Origin of the sequence: Clostridium sp. Ade.TY (assembly GCF_000498355.1) — a bacterium.
Lineage (GTDB): Bacteria > Bacillota > Clostridia > Clostridiales > Clostridiaceae > Clostridium.
In genome coordinates, this window is record NZ_AVSV01000029.1 from 205,706 (window position 1) to 226,292 (window position 20,587).

The 20,587-nt window shown below is 24.8% G+C and carries 15 protein-coding genes and 1 other annotated feature; of the genes, 4 read left to right on the forward strand and 11 right to left on the reverse strand.

Features of this window, described 5'->3' with window-relative positions:
- Positions 1-28 precede the first annotated feature (28 nt).
- From O212_RS0112600 to O212_RS0112625, 6 genes are all read right to left on the reverse strand, one after another.
- Positions 29-3,199 (reverse strand): hypothetical protein, encoded by a 3,171-nt coding sequence (locus O212_RS0112600; RefSeq protein ID WP_024615458.1) that lies wholly within the window; start codon positions 3,197-3,199, stop codon positions 29-31.
- A gap of 11 nt (positions 3,200-3,210) precedes the next feature.
- On the reverse strand, positions 3,211-3,909 hold the full coding sequence (locus tag O212_RS0112605) for an OmpA family protein (RefSeq protein WP_024615459.1): 699 nt from the start codon (positions 3,907-3,909) through the stop codon (positions 3,211-3,213).
- 14 nt (positions 3,910-3,923) lie between these two features.
- Positions 3,924-5,342 carry a hypothetical protein gene (locus tag O212_RS0112610; RefSeq protein ID WP_024615460.1) on the reverse strand — a complete coding sequence of 473 codons (1,419 nt, stop codon included), beginning with the start codon at positions 5,340-5,342 and terminating at the stop codon, positions 3,924-3,926.
- 138 nt (positions 5,343-5,480) lie between these two features.
- Positions 5,481-7,424 (reverse strand): KUP/HAK/KT family potassium transporter, encoded by a 1,944-nt coding sequence (locus tag O212_RS0112615; RefSeq protein ID WP_024615461.1) that lies wholly within the window; start codon positions 7,422-7,424, stop codon positions 5,481-5,483.
- A 181-nt stretch (positions 7,425-7,605) separates the two neighbouring features.
- Entirely contained in the window at positions 7,606-8,103 is a 498-nt protein-coding gene (locus tag O212_RS0112620) for a hypothetical protein (RefSeq protein ID WP_024615462.1), read from the reverse strand.
- Between the two features lie 339 nt (positions 8,104-8,442).
- The gene (locus O212_RS0112625) at positions 8,443-8,961 is read right to left on the reverse strand and encodes a hypothetical protein (RefSeq protein WP_024615463.1); all 519 of its coding nucleotides are present in this window, start codon (positions 8,959-8,961) and stop codon (positions 8,443-8,445) included.
- Between the two features lie 363 nt (positions 8,962-9,324).
- Here O212_RS0112625 and O212_RS0112630 point away from each other — a divergent pair, with 363 nt between their 5' ends.
- From O212_RS0112630 to O212_RS0112640, 3 genes are all read left to right on the forward strand, one after another.
- Positions 9,325-9,534 carry a hypothetical protein gene (locus O212_RS0112630; RefSeq protein WP_024615464.1) on the forward strand — a complete coding sequence of 70 codons (210 nt, stop codon included), beginning with the start codon at positions 9,325-9,327 and terminating at the stop codon, positions 9,532-9,534.
- Between the two features lie 26 nt (positions 9,535-9,560).
- Positions 9,561-10,280 carry a protein kinase gene (locus tag O212_RS0112635; protein ID WP_024615465.1) on the forward strand — a complete coding sequence of 240 codons (720 nt, stop codon included), beginning with the start codon at positions 9,561-9,563 and terminating at the stop codon, positions 10,278-10,280.
- Between the two features lie 75 nt (positions 10,281-10,355).
- Positions 10,356-10,922 (forward strand): hypothetical protein, encoded by a 567-nt coding sequence (locus O212_RS0112640; RefSeq protein WP_024615466.1) that lies wholly within the window; start codon positions 10,356-10,358, stop codon positions 10,920-10,922.
- A 333-nt stretch (positions 10,923-11,255) separates the two neighbouring features.
- Here the strand turns inward: O212_RS0112640 and O212_RS0112650 are convergent, their stop codons facing one another.
- The 3 genes from O212_RS0112650 to O212_RS0112660 all read right to left on the reverse strand — a co-directional run bounded on the left by O212_RS0112650 (position 11,256) and on the right by O212_RS0112660 (position 14,219).
- A complete protein-coding gene (locus tag O212_RS0112650; protein WP_024615467.1) occupies positions 11,256-12,176 on the reverse strand; it encodes a phosphotransferase in 921 nt (306 codons plus the stop codon).
- A 213-nt stretch (positions 12,177-12,389) separates the two neighbouring features.
- Positions 12,390-13,220: a pyridoxamine kinase gene (locus tag O212_RS0112655; protein ID WP_024615468.1), complete on the reverse strand. Its 831-nt coding sequence runs from the start codon at positions 13,218-13,220 to the stop codon at positions 12,390-12,392.
- A 357-nt stretch (positions 13,221-13,577) separates the two neighbouring features.
- Entirely contained in the window at positions 13,578-14,219 is a 642-nt protein-coding gene (locus tag O212_RS0112660; protein WP_242829575.1) for a YitT family protein, read from the reverse strand.
- A 292-nt stretch (positions 14,220-14,511) separates the two neighbouring features.
- Positions 14,512-14,716: a binding site (T-box leader), on the forward strand.
- Between the two features lie 201 nt (positions 14,717-14,917).
- Here O212_RS0112660 and leuS point away from each other — a divergent pair.
- Entirely contained in the window at positions 14,918-17,365 is a 2,448-nt protein-coding gene (gene leuS, locus O212_RS0112665) for a leucine--tRNA ligase (protein WP_024615470.1), read from the forward strand.
- A gap of 55 nt (positions 17,366-17,420) precedes the next feature.
- Here the strand turns inward: leuS and O212_RS0112670 are convergent, their stop codons facing one another.
- Both O212_RS0112670 and O212_RS0112675 read right to left on the reverse strand, forming a co-directional pair.
- Positions 17,421-18,425 carry a LacI family DNA-binding transcriptional regulator gene (locus tag O212_RS0112670; RefSeq protein ID WP_024615471.1) on the reverse strand — a complete coding sequence of 335 codons (1,005 nt, stop codon included), beginning with the start codon at positions 18,423-18,425 and terminating at the stop codon, positions 17,421-17,423.
- 47 nt (positions 18,426-18,472) lie between these two features.
- A complete protein-coding gene (locus O212_RS0112675) occupies positions 18,473-20,470 on the reverse strand; it encodes a heparinase II/III family protein (RefSeq protein ID WP_024615472.1) in 1,998 nt (665 codons plus the stop codon).
- Positions 20,471-20,587 lie beyond the last annotated feature (117 nt).

A 20,587-nucleotide genomic window follows, 5' to 3' on the forward strand; every position in this document is an offset into this window, starting at 1 on the left:
TATTTTAATATACCTACGTTTATTTATTTTAGCTTATAATTTTATCTCTAATATAATCTACATCAAATACATCAGAGAATCTTTTAACTTCAAAAAGAACATCATATCCACTATAATTACACCTATTTGGTGCATTTAAAAATACTTCAGTAATTTCATTTTGATATTCATAAGCAATATTTTTATCTTCTTTTATAATACTTATTATTTTTTCATATATTTCTTTAAAGTCACGTCCTTCCAAATCAAAAAAATGATTATTAAAGCAATTAATTAAATATTTAAAATACTCTTCTCTTGCTTTTTCATAAATATCTTCATATATAATTATACTTTTTGCTTTTTTTCTTATATCAGAACGCTTTAATATAAGCTCTATTACCTTATCCTTAAAATTATCTTGAAGAATTGAATAGTCATCTAAATATTTATTATATTTATATTCTTTAAATCCATCATCTTCTCCCTTTAAAATTTCATCAATAGCTTCTTTAAGTTCCCCATAAGTTTTTATTTTATCTCTATAAATAATATTTTTTGTAATTGTATTTTTAATTAACTCTGCCTTATCCTTATCTTCTAAACTTAAAGTTTTAATATTTTTATTTATAAAATATTTTAAACTATTAACAGAAGATTTCTCTATATTAAAGTCTTTATTATTTTTACCATCAACCTCATATTTAAATATTGATATATTTTGAAGATTATTTAAAAATATATTTTCTTTAAAATAAATAAAGCTATCTTCTAAAAAATCTACAATTATATATCCACTACTTATAAGATTTTGCTGAATCAATATAATTTTCATCATATTTTTCAAAAATAAATTTATATTATTATCTTTAATACTATTACTAGGCTTTTCCTTAATTACTATAACTTCTCCTTCTATTTCATCAAAGGATATATAATTTTTCTTTAAATATTTCTTTATTAAACTTTTTATATTTTCATCTTTAAATATATATCCACTTTCAGTTTCTAAAGTAAATATATTAGAAATCTCTACTTTATCACATACTTCTCCAAAGGTTTTATTAGTTATTCTAAATTCTTCAAATACATATTTATTAACTTTATTATTTTTAAATTTTAAATAATCTCTTGCATAAGTTTCTATATTTTTAAGTTTTATATTTTTATTTTTTATATTAGAACATAAATTTACTACATATTGTTTATCACTTTTAAACTTATTTGATATTTTCTCTAAAACAATATTTATTGTAAAGTCATCTTCATAACCTTTTTTTAATCCCTTTAAGAAAATATCATCTTCATTAAAATATTCTTTAAGAGTTAAATTTTTAGAAAATACACTTTCATTATTTCCATTTAAAAAACTATCAATTATAATTTTTTTATCTTTATTAATATTAAATAATTTATAATTTTCTTCTCTAAAATAATAAGGTAAATCTTCTCTATTTAATAAATATTTATAAAGCTTTTCCTTGTCCTCAAAGGATAATTTATAATAAATTGGAAATATAGTTTTTTGGTATACTGCTTCATTTATTCCGTTAAAGTTGGATATAAAACTTTTAACTACTTTAAATAGGTTATCATCATAATTTTCTATATTTTTATATTCTTCTAAAATATAAAACAATAATTCAAACCTTTTATTTTTTATAATACATGATGAAAATTCACTTAATAACTCATTATTAAACTCTATTTCTTTTCTTAAATCACTAAATAAAATTTCTTCTATAAAATTAATATTTTTTATATTGCTATATATTATAGATTTTAAAATTTCTTTATTTTCTTTTATAACCTTTATATATTTCTCTTTATTTCCTGATTGTATATAAAAAGTTATTATTTTTTTTATTATATTATTTTTATCCTCTTTTGATAGAGAATCTCTAAAGTTATTTAAATAATTTTCAAGGGTAATAGTTTTAAAAGTATCTGTTCTATTATGAAGATTTAAAATAAAATCAATATAATCTCTATATATAATTTTGTTATACTTGCTTAAATCTTTTACTATATGACTATACTTTGAATATATAAATCTTTTATCTTTTTCTTTACCTCTTAAAAGTTTATCTTCAAAAAGCTTAATTAAAGTATCTCTTATATAAATACTTTTACTATAATATCCATCTGAATAAACTAAAAGCTCTTTCCAATCTATAATATCTTTTCTATAAGCTTTAACCAAAAGATTTCTATCTTTAATTCCTATTCCATAAATCTCTAACGAAACCTTATTTTTAGTAAGCCATCTGCATACAGTTGTTAAAGATTTTACATCATTATTTCTTCTATAAAATCCAAATACTATTTTTATAAGCTCTTTATTGTACTTAATCTTATCTGAATATAATATTAAGTTTAATATTTTATCCAAAGCCTTAACATCTGGAGCTTCTTTATATAACTTTACAAATTCTTTTGCAAAGTCATCATCAATATAATTAAGCTTTGCTTTTATTCCAAGAAGTATAAAACTTAGTTCTCTATTATTGGAACAAGTCATACTTAAATATTTTATAGCTCCTATAGTATTTCTAGTAACCAGTCCTCTTCTATACATATTTTTTACAGACTCTACAATATCATTAGTTATAATAGCTTTATTTTTTATAAGCTCTTCACAAAACAATGCAATCTTTATATCATTTTTTGAAATATCCTTACAGTTTTTTATAACCTTTAAATAAGTATCTATAGAAAGGTCCATATCTATAATGTATGGAGCCTTTCTTGTAATATCCAATATATCATCTATTTCATTCATATTGTCTACTATACTTAAAAGTACAGTTTCACTTTTTTTGTACTTTAAAACATCAGTAAGTTTTACAATATTTTTTTCTATTCTTGCTCCTTCACATTGAACATAAAAGGAAAATTCCCTAACATCATAACCTGTATATATAACTAAAGTTTCTTTAAAATTATATTCACGTCTTAATTGCCTTGGAATATTTATAGATACTTTTATTCTTTTTTCATAAAGAGAATTTTCAATTATAACATCTATTATCTCACTATGCTTTACAGAAACTTTATTTATATTATAAAGAAGTCCATCACTTTCATATTTAATCCAAAACTCTTTATGAAGGCCATTTTCCTTTTTGTAAGTTAACATTTTATCTGTAAGAGATGTTCTTTCTCTATATCTTAATGCATCCTCTACACTAAACCCATACAATTTATTATCTAATTCCATATAAAGTCCTCCTAGTTACTTACTCTAGACTTTATAGCCTCTTCTAAATCTTTATTAGAAAATACCATATTAATTTCAATTTTTCTCTGATCCTTAGTATTTTCTATATCTTCTTTAGTGTATTCTTTCTTATCTCTATCTTCTTTATTAGGATTAGTTTCAAACTCTGACATTCCAGAAGCCTTAAACTTTCCTCCAAATTCATTTTCAAGAGGACTATTAATTGGTACCATAGCATTTAAAAAACTCATTGCACGTTCTGTTGAAAGTTTTCTGTTTTCTATAGTACTTCCTGCATAATCTGTATGCCCAACAACTTCTATATATTCAATTTCATCTTTTATATTTTCTGAAGCTAAAATATCATAAAAAATACTATTAAGCTTATTTGCTAAATCTTTACCATCTTTTTTTAATACCCATTTATCTGTTTCAAAAAATGTTTCTGTATTTAAAACCATCTTTCCTTCATTTCTATCAAAATACATAATATTTTCATCAACATTATTTTTATCTAAATTAGCTTGTATAGAATTATATATTTCTTCTCTCTTTTTCGATATATTATCAACAAATAGTGATGATATAGCCATTGAAATCATCATAAGAAAGAAAAATACAAGAGCAAAAACACTCATAACATCAACAAAAGATGGCCAATAGGACTGTCCTTCTTCCCTGCTTCTATATTTTCTTGTTCTTATTTTCATAAAGAGGCCCTCCTTTAATCATCATTTGCCACAGCAACCCATTCATTAGTTGCACGTACAAGCTCTCCAATAGTTCTAGTATTATAACTTAAACTATCTGTTGCTTCCTCTATACCTCTAATTGAAACTTGAAGTTTTTCTGCAATTTCATCTGATATATTTAAAAGCTCCTCTTTTATTATTCTTGAAACAACTTCGCCAATGCCCTCTTTTAATGAATCTACATTAGCTGCAAAATCTCCTATCGTTTCATTTACCCCTTCATAAACATCCTTTAATTCATCAATATGTTCTTTTGAAAGCTCATTATTTTGATCTATTGATTTAGAAATATTGTAAATTCCTTCTGAAAGTTCTCTATAACTTCTACTTACTATTTCTTTATAAGACCTTATCTCATCATTAACAACTTCAATAACTTCCTTTTGTCCATCCATTGACATATCTAATTTATTAAGCACTTCAGCTAAAACATCCATTTTATCTGAAAGCTTGTTTATTGAAGTATTCATTATAAATTCTAACTTTTCTGTTGTTATATTAAAGTCATCAATTGAACCTTTAAACTTATCAATAGGTGCTTTAAAGTTATCCACAGAATTATTAAGAGAACTTATTACAAGTTCTAAATCTTTAGTATAAATGGCAAGAACCTTTGCAGACTCAGTCATATCAACTGTATTTTTATTAATGTTATTTACAAGTTCATCAATTCCCTCTTTAAATAAAACTCTAATCTCTTTAGTTAAATCAATCATTGAACCTTTAATAACATCATTAAATCTTTCAAATTGAGTAACAAAACTAAAAGCATGCTCGCTATATAAAATATTATCTAAATAATCTTCAAACAAGTCATAAAAGTTTTCCTTTTCCTTTTTTGTAAGCTGTATTATATAATTTAAAATTAAAGACATAATAACACCAAAAATACTAGTCCAAAACGCACTTGCCATGCCTTGAAGTGGTATTTCCATACGACTTAGAAATGTTTCCATTGAATTAACACCAGATTCTAAAACAGTATTTGTTGAATTAATTGAAACTGTAAGTCCTAAAAAAGTTCCAAGAAGACCTAATGCTATAGATGAAGCTGGAAATAAATGAAGTGCCTTTTCATTTACATTTAATCTGTTTCTTAAATGTTTTGCCATAAGCACTTCTGTATTTATGTTCTCAGTTCCCTTACTAGCACTTCTTTTAAACTCTTCTGAAATATTGTAAAGAGTACTATCTTCTATATTTCTCTCTCCTGTTTCATTGTTAATTATAGGGGAACTTTCAAAGTCATTTTTTAATTCAATATAATCTTTTTTAAGTTTTAAACTTAAGACTATACCAGTTCCACCTAATGCTAAAATAATAAAAATAAATAGAAATCCTACAATTCCTTGACCAGTAAAAGAATTTAGTAATTCTCCTAAAACTCCCAAGTTAAACCCTCCACAAAACTTAATATTACTGTATTTTTATTATTTTTCACCTTAAAATATGCTATTTTAAAATATTAAAATTTTCTATAACAAAAAAGGTAAAAGCATATTATTCTATACTTTTACCTTTTTATTAATTTATTTTATTCTTATTAATTTACTTGGTTTACACCTGTTTCCTATAGTTATAGGAGCCTTTTCAACTTCTACTATACTTGTATCTATACCAAACCATTTTGCAGGTGATACAGTAAGTTTTTTAATTGCTAACTTAAAACTTATTACAAAACTATCCCAAGTTGAAAGTCTACTTTCATTAGAAAGTGATTCTTCTAAAATTACAAATTTAAAATCACCAACTGTTGGTCTATCATCATCACTTATCATATATTCTTTTGGAACAAATTCTAATTCTCCTGTTGCTACAAGCTCTTGTATAACTTGTCTTAATAAAACATTTATTCCTTGATCAACACGAAAACCAAGCTTAAATCTCACACTAAATATTTGATTTTCAACTATTGTTTTAACTTGATACTTTTCAGTATAAGGTTCATCAGTAACTGAAATATTTACAAACCAATAGTATTTAGAACGCTTTGGCAACTTATTAAATATTGAATATAATATTTTATTTTCAACTTCATTCCATTTATATGATTTTGTTAAATAAACTAAGTTTGTAGAATATAAAGGTATTTCTTTATCTTCCTTTATTGCCTTAAACTTATCTTTATATTTTAAGATATCATTAAATTCACTATATCTTTTCTTTATTCTACTTCCATATATCCATATATACATTATAAAGATTAATAAACCAGCAATAATTATTGTTATATAACCACCACTAAATATTTTAAATATATTAGCATATAAAAAGCTTCCTTCTATAATTCCAAACACTACAAAAACAATAATGCCAAGTATAGGCTTTTTCTTATTAAATCTAATATATTGTGATAATAGTATTGTTGTCATAAGCATAGTGACTGTAATAGCTAGTCCATATGCTGATTCCATATTTTCTGATTTCTTAAAATATAATACAAGTAATGCACAACCAATATATAATATATAATTAACTGCTGGAATATATAATTGTCCTTTTTCATCATTTGGGTATCTTACATGAAGCCTTGGGAAAAGATTTAACTTTATAGCTTCTGAAATTAATGTAAATGACCCTGATATTAAAGCTTGACTTGCAATTATAGCTGCTAAAGTTGCTATAACAACACCAATTATTACAAACCAATCTGGCATTACTAAGAAAAATGGATTTTCACTAATTAGTTTTCCTGCATTTTTCATAAGGTAAGCACCTTGTCCTAAATAATTTAATATAAGGCAAGTTTTTACTAAAACCCAAGTGTAATAAATGTTATATCTACCACAATGTCCAAGATCTGAGTAAAGTGCTTCTGCTCCTGTTGTGCAAAGGAATACTGCTCCTAGCACATATGTACTTTCAGGACTTGTTATAAGTAAATGTATTGCATAATATGGATTTAATGCTTTTATAATTTCTGGGAAACTTGTTATTTGTATTATTCCTAATATTGCAAGCATTGAAAACCATATAAACATTACAGGTCCAAAAACTTTTCCTATTTTTGCTGAACCAAACCTTTGAAGAAAAAATAATACTGTTAGTATTAATATTACAATTAATATTATACTATCTGTTGAAAGTGGCAAAACAATATTAAGTCCTTCAATAGCTGACGTAACAGTAACTGGCGGTGTAATCATACCATCTGCAAGAAGTGCAGCTCCTCCTATAACCGCTGGTATAAGAAGCCATCTTGCTTTTTTTCTAACTAACGTATATAAAGAGAATATTCCACCCTCGCCTTTATTATCAGCTTTTAGAGTTAATATTACATACTTTATAGTAGTTTGAAGAGTTAATGTCCAAAATACTAAAGACACTCCTCCAAGAACAACATCTGATGTTGGATATCCATTATTTGTTGCAAGTATTGCCTTCATAACATAAAGTGGTGATGTTCCAATATCACCATAAACAATACCTAATGCCACTAATAGCGATCCTACTGTAACTACTTTTTTCTTCATATCACTATTTCTGTTTCCTCCTTAAATTAGCATAATATCAGAATTTTATTTTCTTTGAAACAAAATGTCAACCTTCAAAAAATATGTAATTATTTAAAATAAATACCTTTTCTCTCCGTTTTTATTAAATTTAATTATAAAAAGCTAGTAAATCATTAATTTACTAGCTTTTTTACCTTAATTATTTTGATTGGTCATAAACTTCATATCCACAATCTTTTAATGCATCTTCTATTCCTTCTACATTTTTATTTTGTGTTCTTATTTTTTTGATACTATTGTCATTAAAAACTAATGTAAACTCAGCATAATCAATAGTACGAGCTATTTCTATGTATTCAACACCTTCCGTATCTTGAAGTTTAAGCATTTTTCCTATCTTTTTATCACTTACATAAAATCCTCTATCATTAATTATCATAAGTGATATATATATTATAAGTACGAAGTATAAATTTGTTTCTTTAAAATATGCTATAAGAAATAATCCAACTTGTACTACTAAAAGTAACATTATAAAATTAAAATTAATTCTTTTAATTTTTAATCCTTTTTTTAAAAGATCAACAAACTCTGCACTATTTTTCTTTAAGTATATTCCATTTCTCATAAAAGCAATAAAAAGAAAACAATTAAATATTGTAAGTACTGTAATTAAGCATATATTAAAAATTTCCAAATTTACTTCCTCCCTTATTAAATCATTTTATAAATTTATAATCCCCTAAACTTTATGTTTTAGCCTTAATTTATATGTATTTTCTTTTATTATTAATCTACTTGTAAACAATTATAACAACTATTTCTAAAGATATTCTTAAGTTTTACTATATAAAAACTTATTTTGTATACAAAAATTTAGTAGCACTACTTTTTAATATAATGCCACCTTTTTATTATATATTTTTGATAATTATTATTTAAATTTCTATATTTTAAAATAGTATTTAATATATGAACCTTAATATACTTTTATTAAAAAAATTTTATATTACTTTTAAATTTAAGGATTTAAAATTTAACTTGGCGTACAATATACTTCATAATTATAATCTCTTAAACTTTGTATTAATCTCTTTGTATTACGACTTCTTAAATTTATCTTCTTTTCTTTTTTATCTTTATAATAAATTCGAATTTCACAATAATATTTATTTGATTTAATCTCAATAAAATCAATATTTTCTCCATTAATTAATTTATATAAAGTTCCAATTTTATTTTTGCTTATATAAAAATATTGATTATTAAAACCAATTATAATTGCATAAAATGAGCCTATAAACATAATAAATTGAATCTCATCTATAATTAATGACCCTATAACTAATAACTGCATTAAAACTAATATAATTAATATACAATAATATGAGCAAATATAGCTAAAGTTATTTTTTTCTCTTCCTTTTTTTAAATTTAAATCTACAATTCTATAATCATTTTTTGTTATAATTCTTTTACTCTTTATTATTCTTATAATAAGTATCATATTTATTACAAATAAAATAGAAAATATAAAAATCTCAAAGTATTTCAAATTTATCCCTCTTTTTCTTCTGTTAGTTAAAGCTTTTTTATTATTTGTGTAAAATTTTAATATTAAAATTATATAAATTATACCATTTTTTCTAATTTATTATCAATAACGCTATATTAATGAAATTTTTATAATAATATTTAAAATAAAATACTACTATTTTTATAAATTTTATTTATAAATATTTACTTTACATAAATTTTTTTCAATTAAAACTTAAACTAAAATACCATTATAATTATTTTTTATTTAATCTTCTTTTTTTACAATAGTAAATATATGTAACACATTTTGCTATTTTCTCATAATATAAATTAAGTATAGTTAATAATAACTTACAATAAAAATTAGGAGATGTTTTATATGAGAGATTATAGATATAGATCTTGTGGAGGATATAAACGTTATAAAAGAAGATACAGTGATATGAGTATTTCAGATAGTAGTTCATCAGATAGCGATTCATCATATAGTTCTCATAGCAGATCATACAGCAGAGAATATAGTAAATCATATAGTAGAGAATACAGCAAATCATATAGTAGAGACTATAGTAAATCATACAGTAGATAATAATATAATGAGTAAAGATATCAGTTATGGACAGATATTATAAAAGTGGAGAAATAATAAATGATTACTCTATTATTGAAAAAATAGGTGAAGGTCGTTACGGGATTATATATTTGGCTATAAATGAAAAAAATGAAAAATCTATAGTAAAACAACTAAAATCAGATATGTTAAAAGTAACTAAAAGAACTTTATTTTACGAGGAAAAACTTTTAAATGATTTAAGTGAATTAAATGACTCTAGATTCCCTAAGTTTATATCAAAATTTAAAGATGAGGATAGACAAGGCTATATATTAGAATATATCCAAGGAATAGTATTCGAAGATTTGTTATTGGATGGATATGAATTTAGTAAACAGGAAATTTATCAAGTAGCAATCAAACTTTTAAATTTAGTAAAAACTTTGCATAATAAAAATATAGTACACCGTGATATTAGACTACCAAATATCATAATAAAAGAAAATAATGAATTGGCTTTAATTGATTTTGGTTTAGCTCGAAATATTGATGAAAATCATGAAAAAGAAATTGATTATTGGTATATTGGTGATTTCCTATTACACTTATATTATTCATCATATATTGCAACAGATTCTAATGAAAAACCTTGGTATGAAGAGCTTGACTTAATTCCAGAAGAAAAAACTTTTTTAAAGAAACTTATGGGAATTGAAGAAAGTTACAAAAATACTGAAGAAATCAAAAAACAGCTTATTAAAATTATGAATTTAATTAATTAATATTACACCATGTGATATAATGCAAAATTTTTAATATCACATGGTGTTTTATAATTAAATTAGGAGGCATATATTATGGAAAATGCTATAAGGATTTTATCAATATACCCTAAAAGTTTTAGGGCAAACATTTATACTATTGATCCTTTTAGAATGATTGGTTTAATTGATGTAAATATTAAATTTAGTTATGGAGTTGAAAGGGTAACACTAGCTTATTTTAGATCATCAGGCACAAATAGTGGAAAGATTAAAGGCTTATGGTATCCAATACTCGGTATAAAAACTCGCACTGGTAATTTCACTGAGTTTACAGAATATATAAATTTTGTTTTAAGTAATTGTACTAAAAAAAGTACAGCAAGAAAAGGTTGGCTAGCTAAATCTTTATTCTTTTATAAAAAAGATACTAATAATATTAAAATTCCTGGATTCTCAAATGGCATTCATTATAATATGCTTTTAAAAATAGGAGAACTTTTAAGAGATTTATATGAAAAAAAGAACTTCACTCAAATATATTCTTTAGATGCTGAAATGTTAAATAAAACACTAATATCAAATGAAGTTTACTCCGGAAATAGCCATATGCAAAAAGAAAACTTTGAAAGATTTATAATGAATATTTATGATGAAATTTAAGTAAAAGCTTAAACTCTAAAGCTTACAAATAAAGTTTAAATTAATTTGTAATTTATTGTAATTATTTATTGATCCTTTAAATAAAATCATCCCTTAACTTAATTGGTTATATAAGGTAAAATATTATTATGTATAATTTTTTATACAAAAGGGGGACTATTTATGGGGAATAGTTTTATATCATTTGTTTTTAATAAAGACTTATTATTTTTATTTTTTCTTTTATTAACTTTTATAATTTTATTAATATATTTAAAATGGTTTAGGAAAAAATAATAAAAGGCATATAACTTTAGATTAAAAGTTATATGCCTTTATTTTATTTATAATCTACTATAATTGCATATCCTCTGGACTCTTATACCAAACTGGAATATAAGTATTAAATTTATCATACCACTTTACAATATTATTAGCGTTTTCAACCATAAAACTAATTTCTTTATCTCCAAAAGGAATAGCCCATGGAATTGAAGATAAGGAATTTGTGCAAACATATAGGGCTAAAAGTTTAAAAAATTTATCTGGAACATCATTATTAAAATATCCATGAATTTGCCCAATTGCAAAAGGAACACTTACACTCCATGAAAAAAATATTCTATTAAATTCTTCCCATGGATCGCCATAATCCAATCTATTAAAATCAATTACTCCAATATTATTATCATCAGTAATAATTAAATTTCCAATGTGATAATCTCCATGATGAAAACTTTGCTTTCTTCCATTTATATAAGGCTTTAATCTATTTATAAATTCAATCATTTTTAAATCTTCATCTATTTTAATGCCACAATCTTTATATCCATTAATCTTTCTATTTATCTTTTCTCCATATCGCTCTTCCCAACTATCTTTAAATTCAAATGGCTCTATTGTATGTATCTTTTTTAAAATTTTTCCTGATTTAACTCCAAGATTATATTGCTCCATTTCATCAAAATCTTTTATTCTTTCTAACGCATCATATCCTTCAACCCATTTAAGTAATATATAAACATACTTTGAATCTTTAGAAACTCCAGATTCAATAGCCTTTGAAGTTTCTATATTTAAGCCTTCACATAACTTAATACTTTTAAATTCTTTTAATTTATTTTCTTTTTGTGAAATATCATTAACTCTAAGTAAATACTTATTACCCCCATCATCTTCAATATAAAACTTCTTATCGTTTGACCATCCTTTTAATAAATAATCTATCTTTACAGCATTTATTTTTAAAGGAATATTATCTAAAATATGAATCATCACTTCACCACCTAACATAAAATATTCCACTATTTTCTATTTAATTATAAATTAAAAATCTTATCTATTTATATATTTTATATTATTATTTTTTTAATAAATTAATTTCAATATTCTTATTATATAGTCAATAAAAATAAAAAAGTATGGCAATATTACCATACTTTTTAGTTAGTTATATAATTTATCTCTTAAATAATATTTTAGAAAATTTTAAATCAATCTATATAATTGTTTTTCAAGTAAAACCCCTTCAATAGCTGGATAATCAAATTGCATACTGTACTCAATACAATCTTTAACAAATTCACCTGATATTTTTGAAGCTAAAGCTAAATCTGTTCCTCTTAAAACTTCTGTGCATAAAACACCTGCAAAAATATCTCCTGTACCTGTATATGATTTTTCCATCTTTTCATGAGTTACAAAGCTTAATTTTTCTCCATCAAATACGGCTATTTTTAATTCATTTTCCTTATCTGATGGTACAGAAGTTATAATTACCTTCTTAGCTCCAAGTTCTCTTAAATCATCAATTATCTTCTTAATATTATCTTCATTATAATTTTCTCCATTTTCCTTTTCTCTTCCTGTTAAAAATAAAGCTTCAGTAAAGTTTGGAGTAATTATATCACTATACTTTAAAAGTTCTCTAATTTTATAAACATAATTCATATCAAATCCACTATATAATTTAAAATTATCAGCAAATATCGGATCAATTATATTTATACAATTATCTACATCCTTTAAATAATTTTCAGTTTGATTTATGTTTTCTATATTTCCTAAATATCCAATATAATTTAAATCAAAATTAATATTATTTTCTTTCATACTTCTAGTTGCATCTTCTATAAAAGTTTTAGAAGTAAATGTAGCAATATCTTTAAATCCTTCTGTATGACTTGATAATACTATTGATGGCATTGGACATGCTTCTATGCCACGAACACTCATAATAGGCATCATATTTGTAATAGATACTTTCCCTACCGTACAAAAACTATTTATCATTAACACTCTATCTATTGGCTTTTTCATAATGTATATCTCCTAAATCAAAATTTTTATTTATGTCTCTCATCTATGCTTTAATTCATTATTAAATTTTTAATTAACTACTTTCTAAAATTAAATATTCTAAATAATATATTAAAAATTAATTATCCATTAAATACATAGAACCTTTTTAAATCTCTATTAAATATTGTTCCAAACTTTAATATTTAATAATCTCTTCTTTAATGTTATTACCTTAAGTACAAGCAGTCAAATGTACCGATACATAAAATATTAATTAATCCATATAAAAAAATTTACCTGTTATAAATATAAACTTTAATCATTGCTCTAAATTAAAAAAGCTATTATAGAAATAACTATAATAGCTTAAAAACTCTATGTTGTTATAGATTTTTTTGCATTTACATTTTCTTTTTTCTCTATCTTTTCACCTTTAATCTTATTACCATTATATTCATATATAACTTCAATAAGTTTTCCACTTATAACAACAGCTAATATAGAATAAATAACTTGATCAAATCTTAAATATACTAATGAAAGTAATAATACTATAGCATCAGTTAACATATAAACATGGTTAACTTTAAGAGGAGTAAATTTACTACCTAAAAGAGCAATAACATCATCTCCACCTGATGCTCCCCCTCCACGAAGTACTAATCCTACACCAACTCCAACAAAAAGTCCTGCAAAAATACTTCCAAAAATCATATATTCAGTAAGACTTGGTACAATAAAACCTATACTTTCAAATATCTTATATGATACTGAAAAACATGCTGTTGCAAACATTGAGAAAAATAAGAATCTCTTTCCAAAAAATCTTGCTCCAAGAGCAAATAATGAAAAGTCTATTATAAGATTTGTTATTGATGGTGAAATATCGAAAACATTTTTTATAAGAAGAAGTAATCCTAAAACTCCTCCTTCTGTAACTCCGTTTTGGTAATTAAAATTATAAGTACCAAAAGCTAATATACCTGAACCTAGTATTACTAAAAGAATACTTCTCAAGGCTTTTGACCTGGAATACAAAATATCACGCTCCAAATTATAATTTTTTTCTTTAGGTCTAATACTACGTATTATATTACAAATATTGTATTTTGTGAAATCTACCTATCTATCTCTATCTTTACCTATTAATTGCTATAACAAATAGCATCATTCTTCCTTTAATCTCTTATTATTTCCTCTATTTATCTATATAACTTAAAATATCATTGACTTAATTAACTTTTCTAATATATAATTAGAAAAAGTGTTATAATAATATTTATAACACTAATTTTTTAAATTTAATTATGATATTGCTTTGAATAGGAGTAGTACTATAATATTGTGTTTTTAGAGAGCTATTGTTTGGTGGAAAATAGTATCACAAATATAGGAACTTGCCTAGGAGCTTACTTGTGTTGAAGCAAGTACGGGTAACCGTTAAATTATTGAGCGAGGAATTATTAAAATTCCTAAAAAGAGTGGTAACGCGGAAGTATCCTTTCGTCTCTTAATTTTTTAAGAGACAAAAGGATTTTTTTATTTTATTTTAATTATTTTTTAAACTAATTTTTATTTAGAAATTAAAAAATATTATTAAACTTTTATATTTTTATTCTATAAAAGTTTACTTAAATACCCACTATTTTTAAATTTGCAAATTATAAAGCATATTATGTGCTACATATAAAGATATATTTAAGGAGGAATTTTTAATGGGAAACTATGGAACTGCTATCGATAAGAAATGGCAAGAAAAATGGGAAAATGAACAATTATATAAATTTGACCCAAACAATTTAGATAAGAAACTTTATGTTCTTGAAATGTTCTCTTACCCATCAGGAAGCCAGCTTCACGCTGGACACTGGTTTAACTATGGACCAGTTGATACATGGGCAAGATTTAAAAGAATGAATGGATACAACGTATTCCAACCAATGGGATTTGATGCTTTTGGTCTTCCAGCAGAAAACTTTGCAATAAAGACAGGTATTCATCCACAAGACTCAACTGAACAAAACATCAAAAACATGGAAGCTCAACTTAAAGCTATGGGAGCTATGTTTAATTGGGAAAATGAACTTGTAACTTGTAGACCAGATTACTATAAATGGACTCAATGGTTATTCTTAAAACTTTACGAAAAAGGATTAGCTTACAGAAAGAAAGCTCCTGTAAACTGGTGTCCATCATGTAACACTGTTTTAGCTAATGAACAAGTTGTTGATGGTGCATGTGAAAGATGTGGAACTGAAGTCACTAAAAAGGATTTAACTCAATGGTTCTTAAAAATTACTGATTACGCTGATGAATTACTTGAAAAACTTGATGGACTTAACTGGCCAGAAAAAACTGTAGCAATGCAAAAACACTGGATTGGTAAATCAACTGGTGCTGAAGTTACATTTAAAGTTAAAGATAGTGATTTATCATTTAACGTATTCACAACAAGAGTTGATACATTAAATGGAGTTTCATATGTTGTTTTAGCTCCTGAAAATGAATTAGTTAACAAGTTAGTTACTGATGAAAATAAAGAAGCTGTTGAAAAATATAAAGAAGAAGCTATAAAGCAATCAGATATAGAAAGACAATCAAGTACAAAAGAAAAATCTGGAGTATTTACTGGAGCCTATGCTATAAACCCTATAAACGGAAAAGAAGTTCCTATATGGGTAGCAGACTATGTACTTGCAAGCTATGGTACAGGTGCTGTTATGGCAGTTCCAGCTCATGATGAAAGAGATTTTGCTTTTGCAACTAAGTTTAATCTTCCAATAAATAGAGTTATAGCTCCAAAAGACGGTTCAGAAACAGAACTTCCATACTGTGAGCATGGAGTATTAGTTAATTCAGGAGAATTTGATGGATTAACTACAAAAGAAGCTAAAGTTAAAATTGTTGAAAAATTAGCTCAGTCTAATGAAGGAAGCCAAAAAGTTAACTTTAGATTAAGAGACTGGCTTGTATCAAGACAAAGATACTGGGGAGCTCCAATTCCAATGATTTATTGTGAAAAATGTGGAACTGTTCCTGTACCTGAAAAAGATCTTCCAGTTAAACTACCATATGATGTTGAATTTGCACCAGATGGTAAATCACCACTTGCTAAGTCAGAAGAGTTTGTTAACACAACTTGTCCTTGCTGTGGTGGAAAAGCAAAAAGAGAAGTTGATACTTTAGATACATTTGTTTGTTCATCATGGTATTACTTAAGATACCCAGACAACAAAAATGAAAAAGAACCTTTCAATAAGGAACTTATAGATAAAATGCTTCCTGTTGATATGTATGTTGGAGGACCTGAGCATGCTTGTATGCACCTTCTATATGCAAGATTTATAACAAAAGCATTAAGAGATATGGGATACTTAAACTTTGATGAACCATTTACTTCATTAGTTCACCAAGGATTAATTTTAGGACCAGATGGCCTTAAGATGAGTAAATCAAAAGGAAATACAATTTCACCAGATGATTATATTAAAGAATACGGTGCTGATGTATTTAGAATGTATTTAATGTTTGGCTTTGCTTATACTGAAGGTGGAGCTTGGAGCGATGACGGAATTAAGTCTGTTGCAAGATTCGTAGATAGAATAGAAAGAAACTTAGAAGCTGCTCTAGAAGCTATACATGGAGACAAAACTAAAGATACAATTGATAAGGCTGAAAAAGAACTTAACTTCTGGTTAAACACTGCAATTAAAGGTGTTACTGAAGATGGAGATAAAATGCAATTTAATACTGCAATTGCAAGAATGATGGAATTTATAAATGCTTTATCAAAATATAATAAAGAACAAGTTAAAAATACTAAGTTCTTAAAAGAAGTTTGTGAAAGCTTTATAAAAATCATAGCACCATTTGCACCTCATTTTGCAGAAGAACAATGGAGCAAATTCGGTAATACTAATTCAGTATTTAACGAAGCTTGGCCAGAATTTGATCCAAGTGCATTAGTTAAAGATGAAGTTGAAATAGCTGTTCAAATTAACGGAAAAGTAAGAGCTAAAGTTGTTATTCCAAATGGAGCAGATGATGAAACTATAAAAAGTGCTGTATTAGCTGATGAAAATGTAATTAAAAATACAGAAGGCAAAAATATAGTTAAAATTATAGTTATAAAAGGAAAATTAGTTAATATAGTTGTTAAATAATTTAATAATAAAAAAACGGATTCTTTATTTAAGAATCCGTTTTTTTAATTATAAACTATTTTAAACCTGTAGATTCACCCCAATTTATTTTACAGTTAAGAACTAATGAGGATTTCTCTGTTTTATTATGCTCTATATCATCTATTAATATTCTAGCTGCTTTTTTTCCTTCTTCATAGGTTGGCTGTGCAATATTAGTAACTGTTGGACTTGCGTATCTTGCCCAATCCCAGTCATCAAATCCTATAAGCCCTACATTATTTGGAATATCTAAATTTTTATATTTTATATAATCATATGTTTTTTGAAGCATAATACCATTTACAGCAAATATTAAATTCTTTTTATCTTTTTTAATTTCTTTATTTATTACTTTTTCTAATTCATTGTTATTTATTTCTTCACTTATTACCTTTACTGAATAATCTGCTCCTAAATTTTCTAATGTTTTTTCAAAAGCCTTCATTCTTTCTACTCTAACCATTAAAAGGTTAGGATCTTGGGTTAGGAATATAAAATTATTATAGCCCTTATTAACTAATGTTTCTAACGCTTCTTTTGTTATCTCATAGTTATTAGTTTTAACCCACTTCCCTTTAAACTCTTCATCCACTGAATCTAATAGGACTAATTTTTTTCCACGTTCTTTAATTTTTTCTATAAGACTTGTAAACTTAATTGTAGATTGTACTATAAATCCATCTACACCCATATCAAGCATCTTATTTATATATTTTTCTTCATAATTAAAATCGTAGTTACTACTTCCAACTATTATTTGATAATCTTCTCTTCTTGCTACATCATCAATTCCTTTAACTATATTACTACTAAATGGATTTGATATATCTGCAACTACTACTCCAATTAAATTTGTTTTTTTGATTGTTAAGCTTCTTGCCACTATACTTGGACTATAGTTTGTTTCTTTTATTACTTCCTTTATTCTTTCTTTTGTATCTGCTGACATTTTTTCATACTTTCCATTTAAATAGAAAGATACTGTTGTCTTTGACGTCCCTGCCATATCCGCTATATCTTTTATTGTTACTTTATTCATTCTTATATTCCACCCCTAAATCGGTTTACTATATATTTCCTTACAATTTAAACTTTTAGTCTTATTTTATTGTAACTTTCACCTTTTTGATGAATTACAACTACTTTTCCATAAAAAGGTATATCATTATAATAATACATTTTGCCGCCCTTAAATGTTTCTTTATTAAATATTATTATAATATAACTTTCATCTTCAGATAAAATAAATTTTTTGCAAATTATTTTATCTTCTTCTATTGACTTATTATTATTAAATTGTTTTATTTGAACATCCTCTAACTTTATATTATTACTTAATATAATATCATAATTTACATTATTATTTTTAAATTCTATATTTTTAATTAGCCTTTTATTATTATTTATCTCATTATAGCTTTTTGATATTAGCCCATTTTTCATTTCAAAGCTATCTTTGCTGTATAAATTTAATGAATCTCCATCATTGTCTATTTCTATATTATTATTGTTATTTGTTACTTTAACATTATTATCTAAATTATATATAGATTGAGCAACATGTTCTCCACTACATTTTATATCATTAACTACTACCCACATACCACCTTGTATATAAAGAACTTTTCTATTTATTAAGTAAGGTGTTCCATCTTTTAATGTTCCTGTAAAAGGCATTTCAGCATAACTTATTCCTGACTTACTATTAAAATAATTTTTTAAACAATCTCCATATTTATGATAACTCCAAGATTTATTTGGCACCCCATGTGGATCATTATCAATAAGACATACATTATGTGCTTTATGTGATTTTAAATATTCTCTTATAGGATCTTCCTCAACATAAGTATATCTTCCACAATCAACGAAATAAGGTTTTCCTTTATGATAAATAGATATATGACCTAAATCAGTGTGTCCATGTCCACTTCCAAGAGTACCATTTTGCATATAAGTATAATTTGAATCTTCCAAAAAGCTATCTCTTAAATATATATTTCCAGAATCTATAAAACTTTTATTTATTTCTTCTGGTGCCTTTCCCTTTAAGCTATTAAACTTTTTATATCCATCTTCTCCAAGACTCCATATACTCATAAGATCCATTTTATCAAATGAAGCCCATTTTAATAAAGAGTTATTAAATAATACAGAAGATTTAACTAAACAATCTCTAACATCAGTTATATCACTATCTCCTTGAGCTTCTTGAGTTGACTTTGGAGATTTAGCATATACTAAATATTCTGCCATACTTTCAATTTTCTTTTTAAATTTTGAATTTAAATGTCTATTTAATTTACTTGAATAATTTATAAGTTTCATTGATGAATTTAAAACTTCTATATGATACATTAATGATTGTTCCCAATGAGATCCATCATCAAAAACCTGCATATCTATTTGCTCATATAATTCTTCTTCAGCCCACTTATAAAGCTTTTTATCATCTAAAAAGTCTCCAAGCCATAAGTACATTGAACATATTGAAGTAGTTTGAAGTACTCCCCAGTTACTTAATGTATACTTTCCTATATAAGCCTTTTTCAAATACTCTATTTGCTCTTTTATACTTAAAACTATTTTTGTAATTTCTTCATCAAGTAATTTATCTTCATTTATAAGGTGAATTAATATTTCTATCCATGCCAGACATCTTATTCCTGTATCAATAGTTCTAATTGTATTTCCACCTTTTATATTTATTTCATTATTATCTATCCAATCAAATATAAACCATTTTAACTTGTCTATATACTTATTATCATCTTCAATATAATAAGCCATTAAAAGCTTATTTAAAAATTCATGTCTATTTAACATGAATATCCATTCTTCATCACCATTTGGTGTATAATCCCAATTAAAAGGATTTATTTTATATGGAATTTTACATTGTTCCATATCCCAAGTGTTATCAAATATAAATGAATTATTTAATAAAAGCTCTGCACCAATAAGTTTTCTTTTGTATTCTTCTTTATTATTGTTTTTAATATAATCTATTACAAAGTCTTTATTGTATTTATTAAAATAATTATTTACTTTTAGCTTTAAATTTTTAATTTCTTCATTATACATTTCTAAACCACTCCTACCTTAAGCAATAAAATTTTTAATAATTTTATTTTAAAAAATCAACCCCTATTTAAAGCATTCCTATAATAAAAGCTGTAAACAAATATATATTTTGCTTAC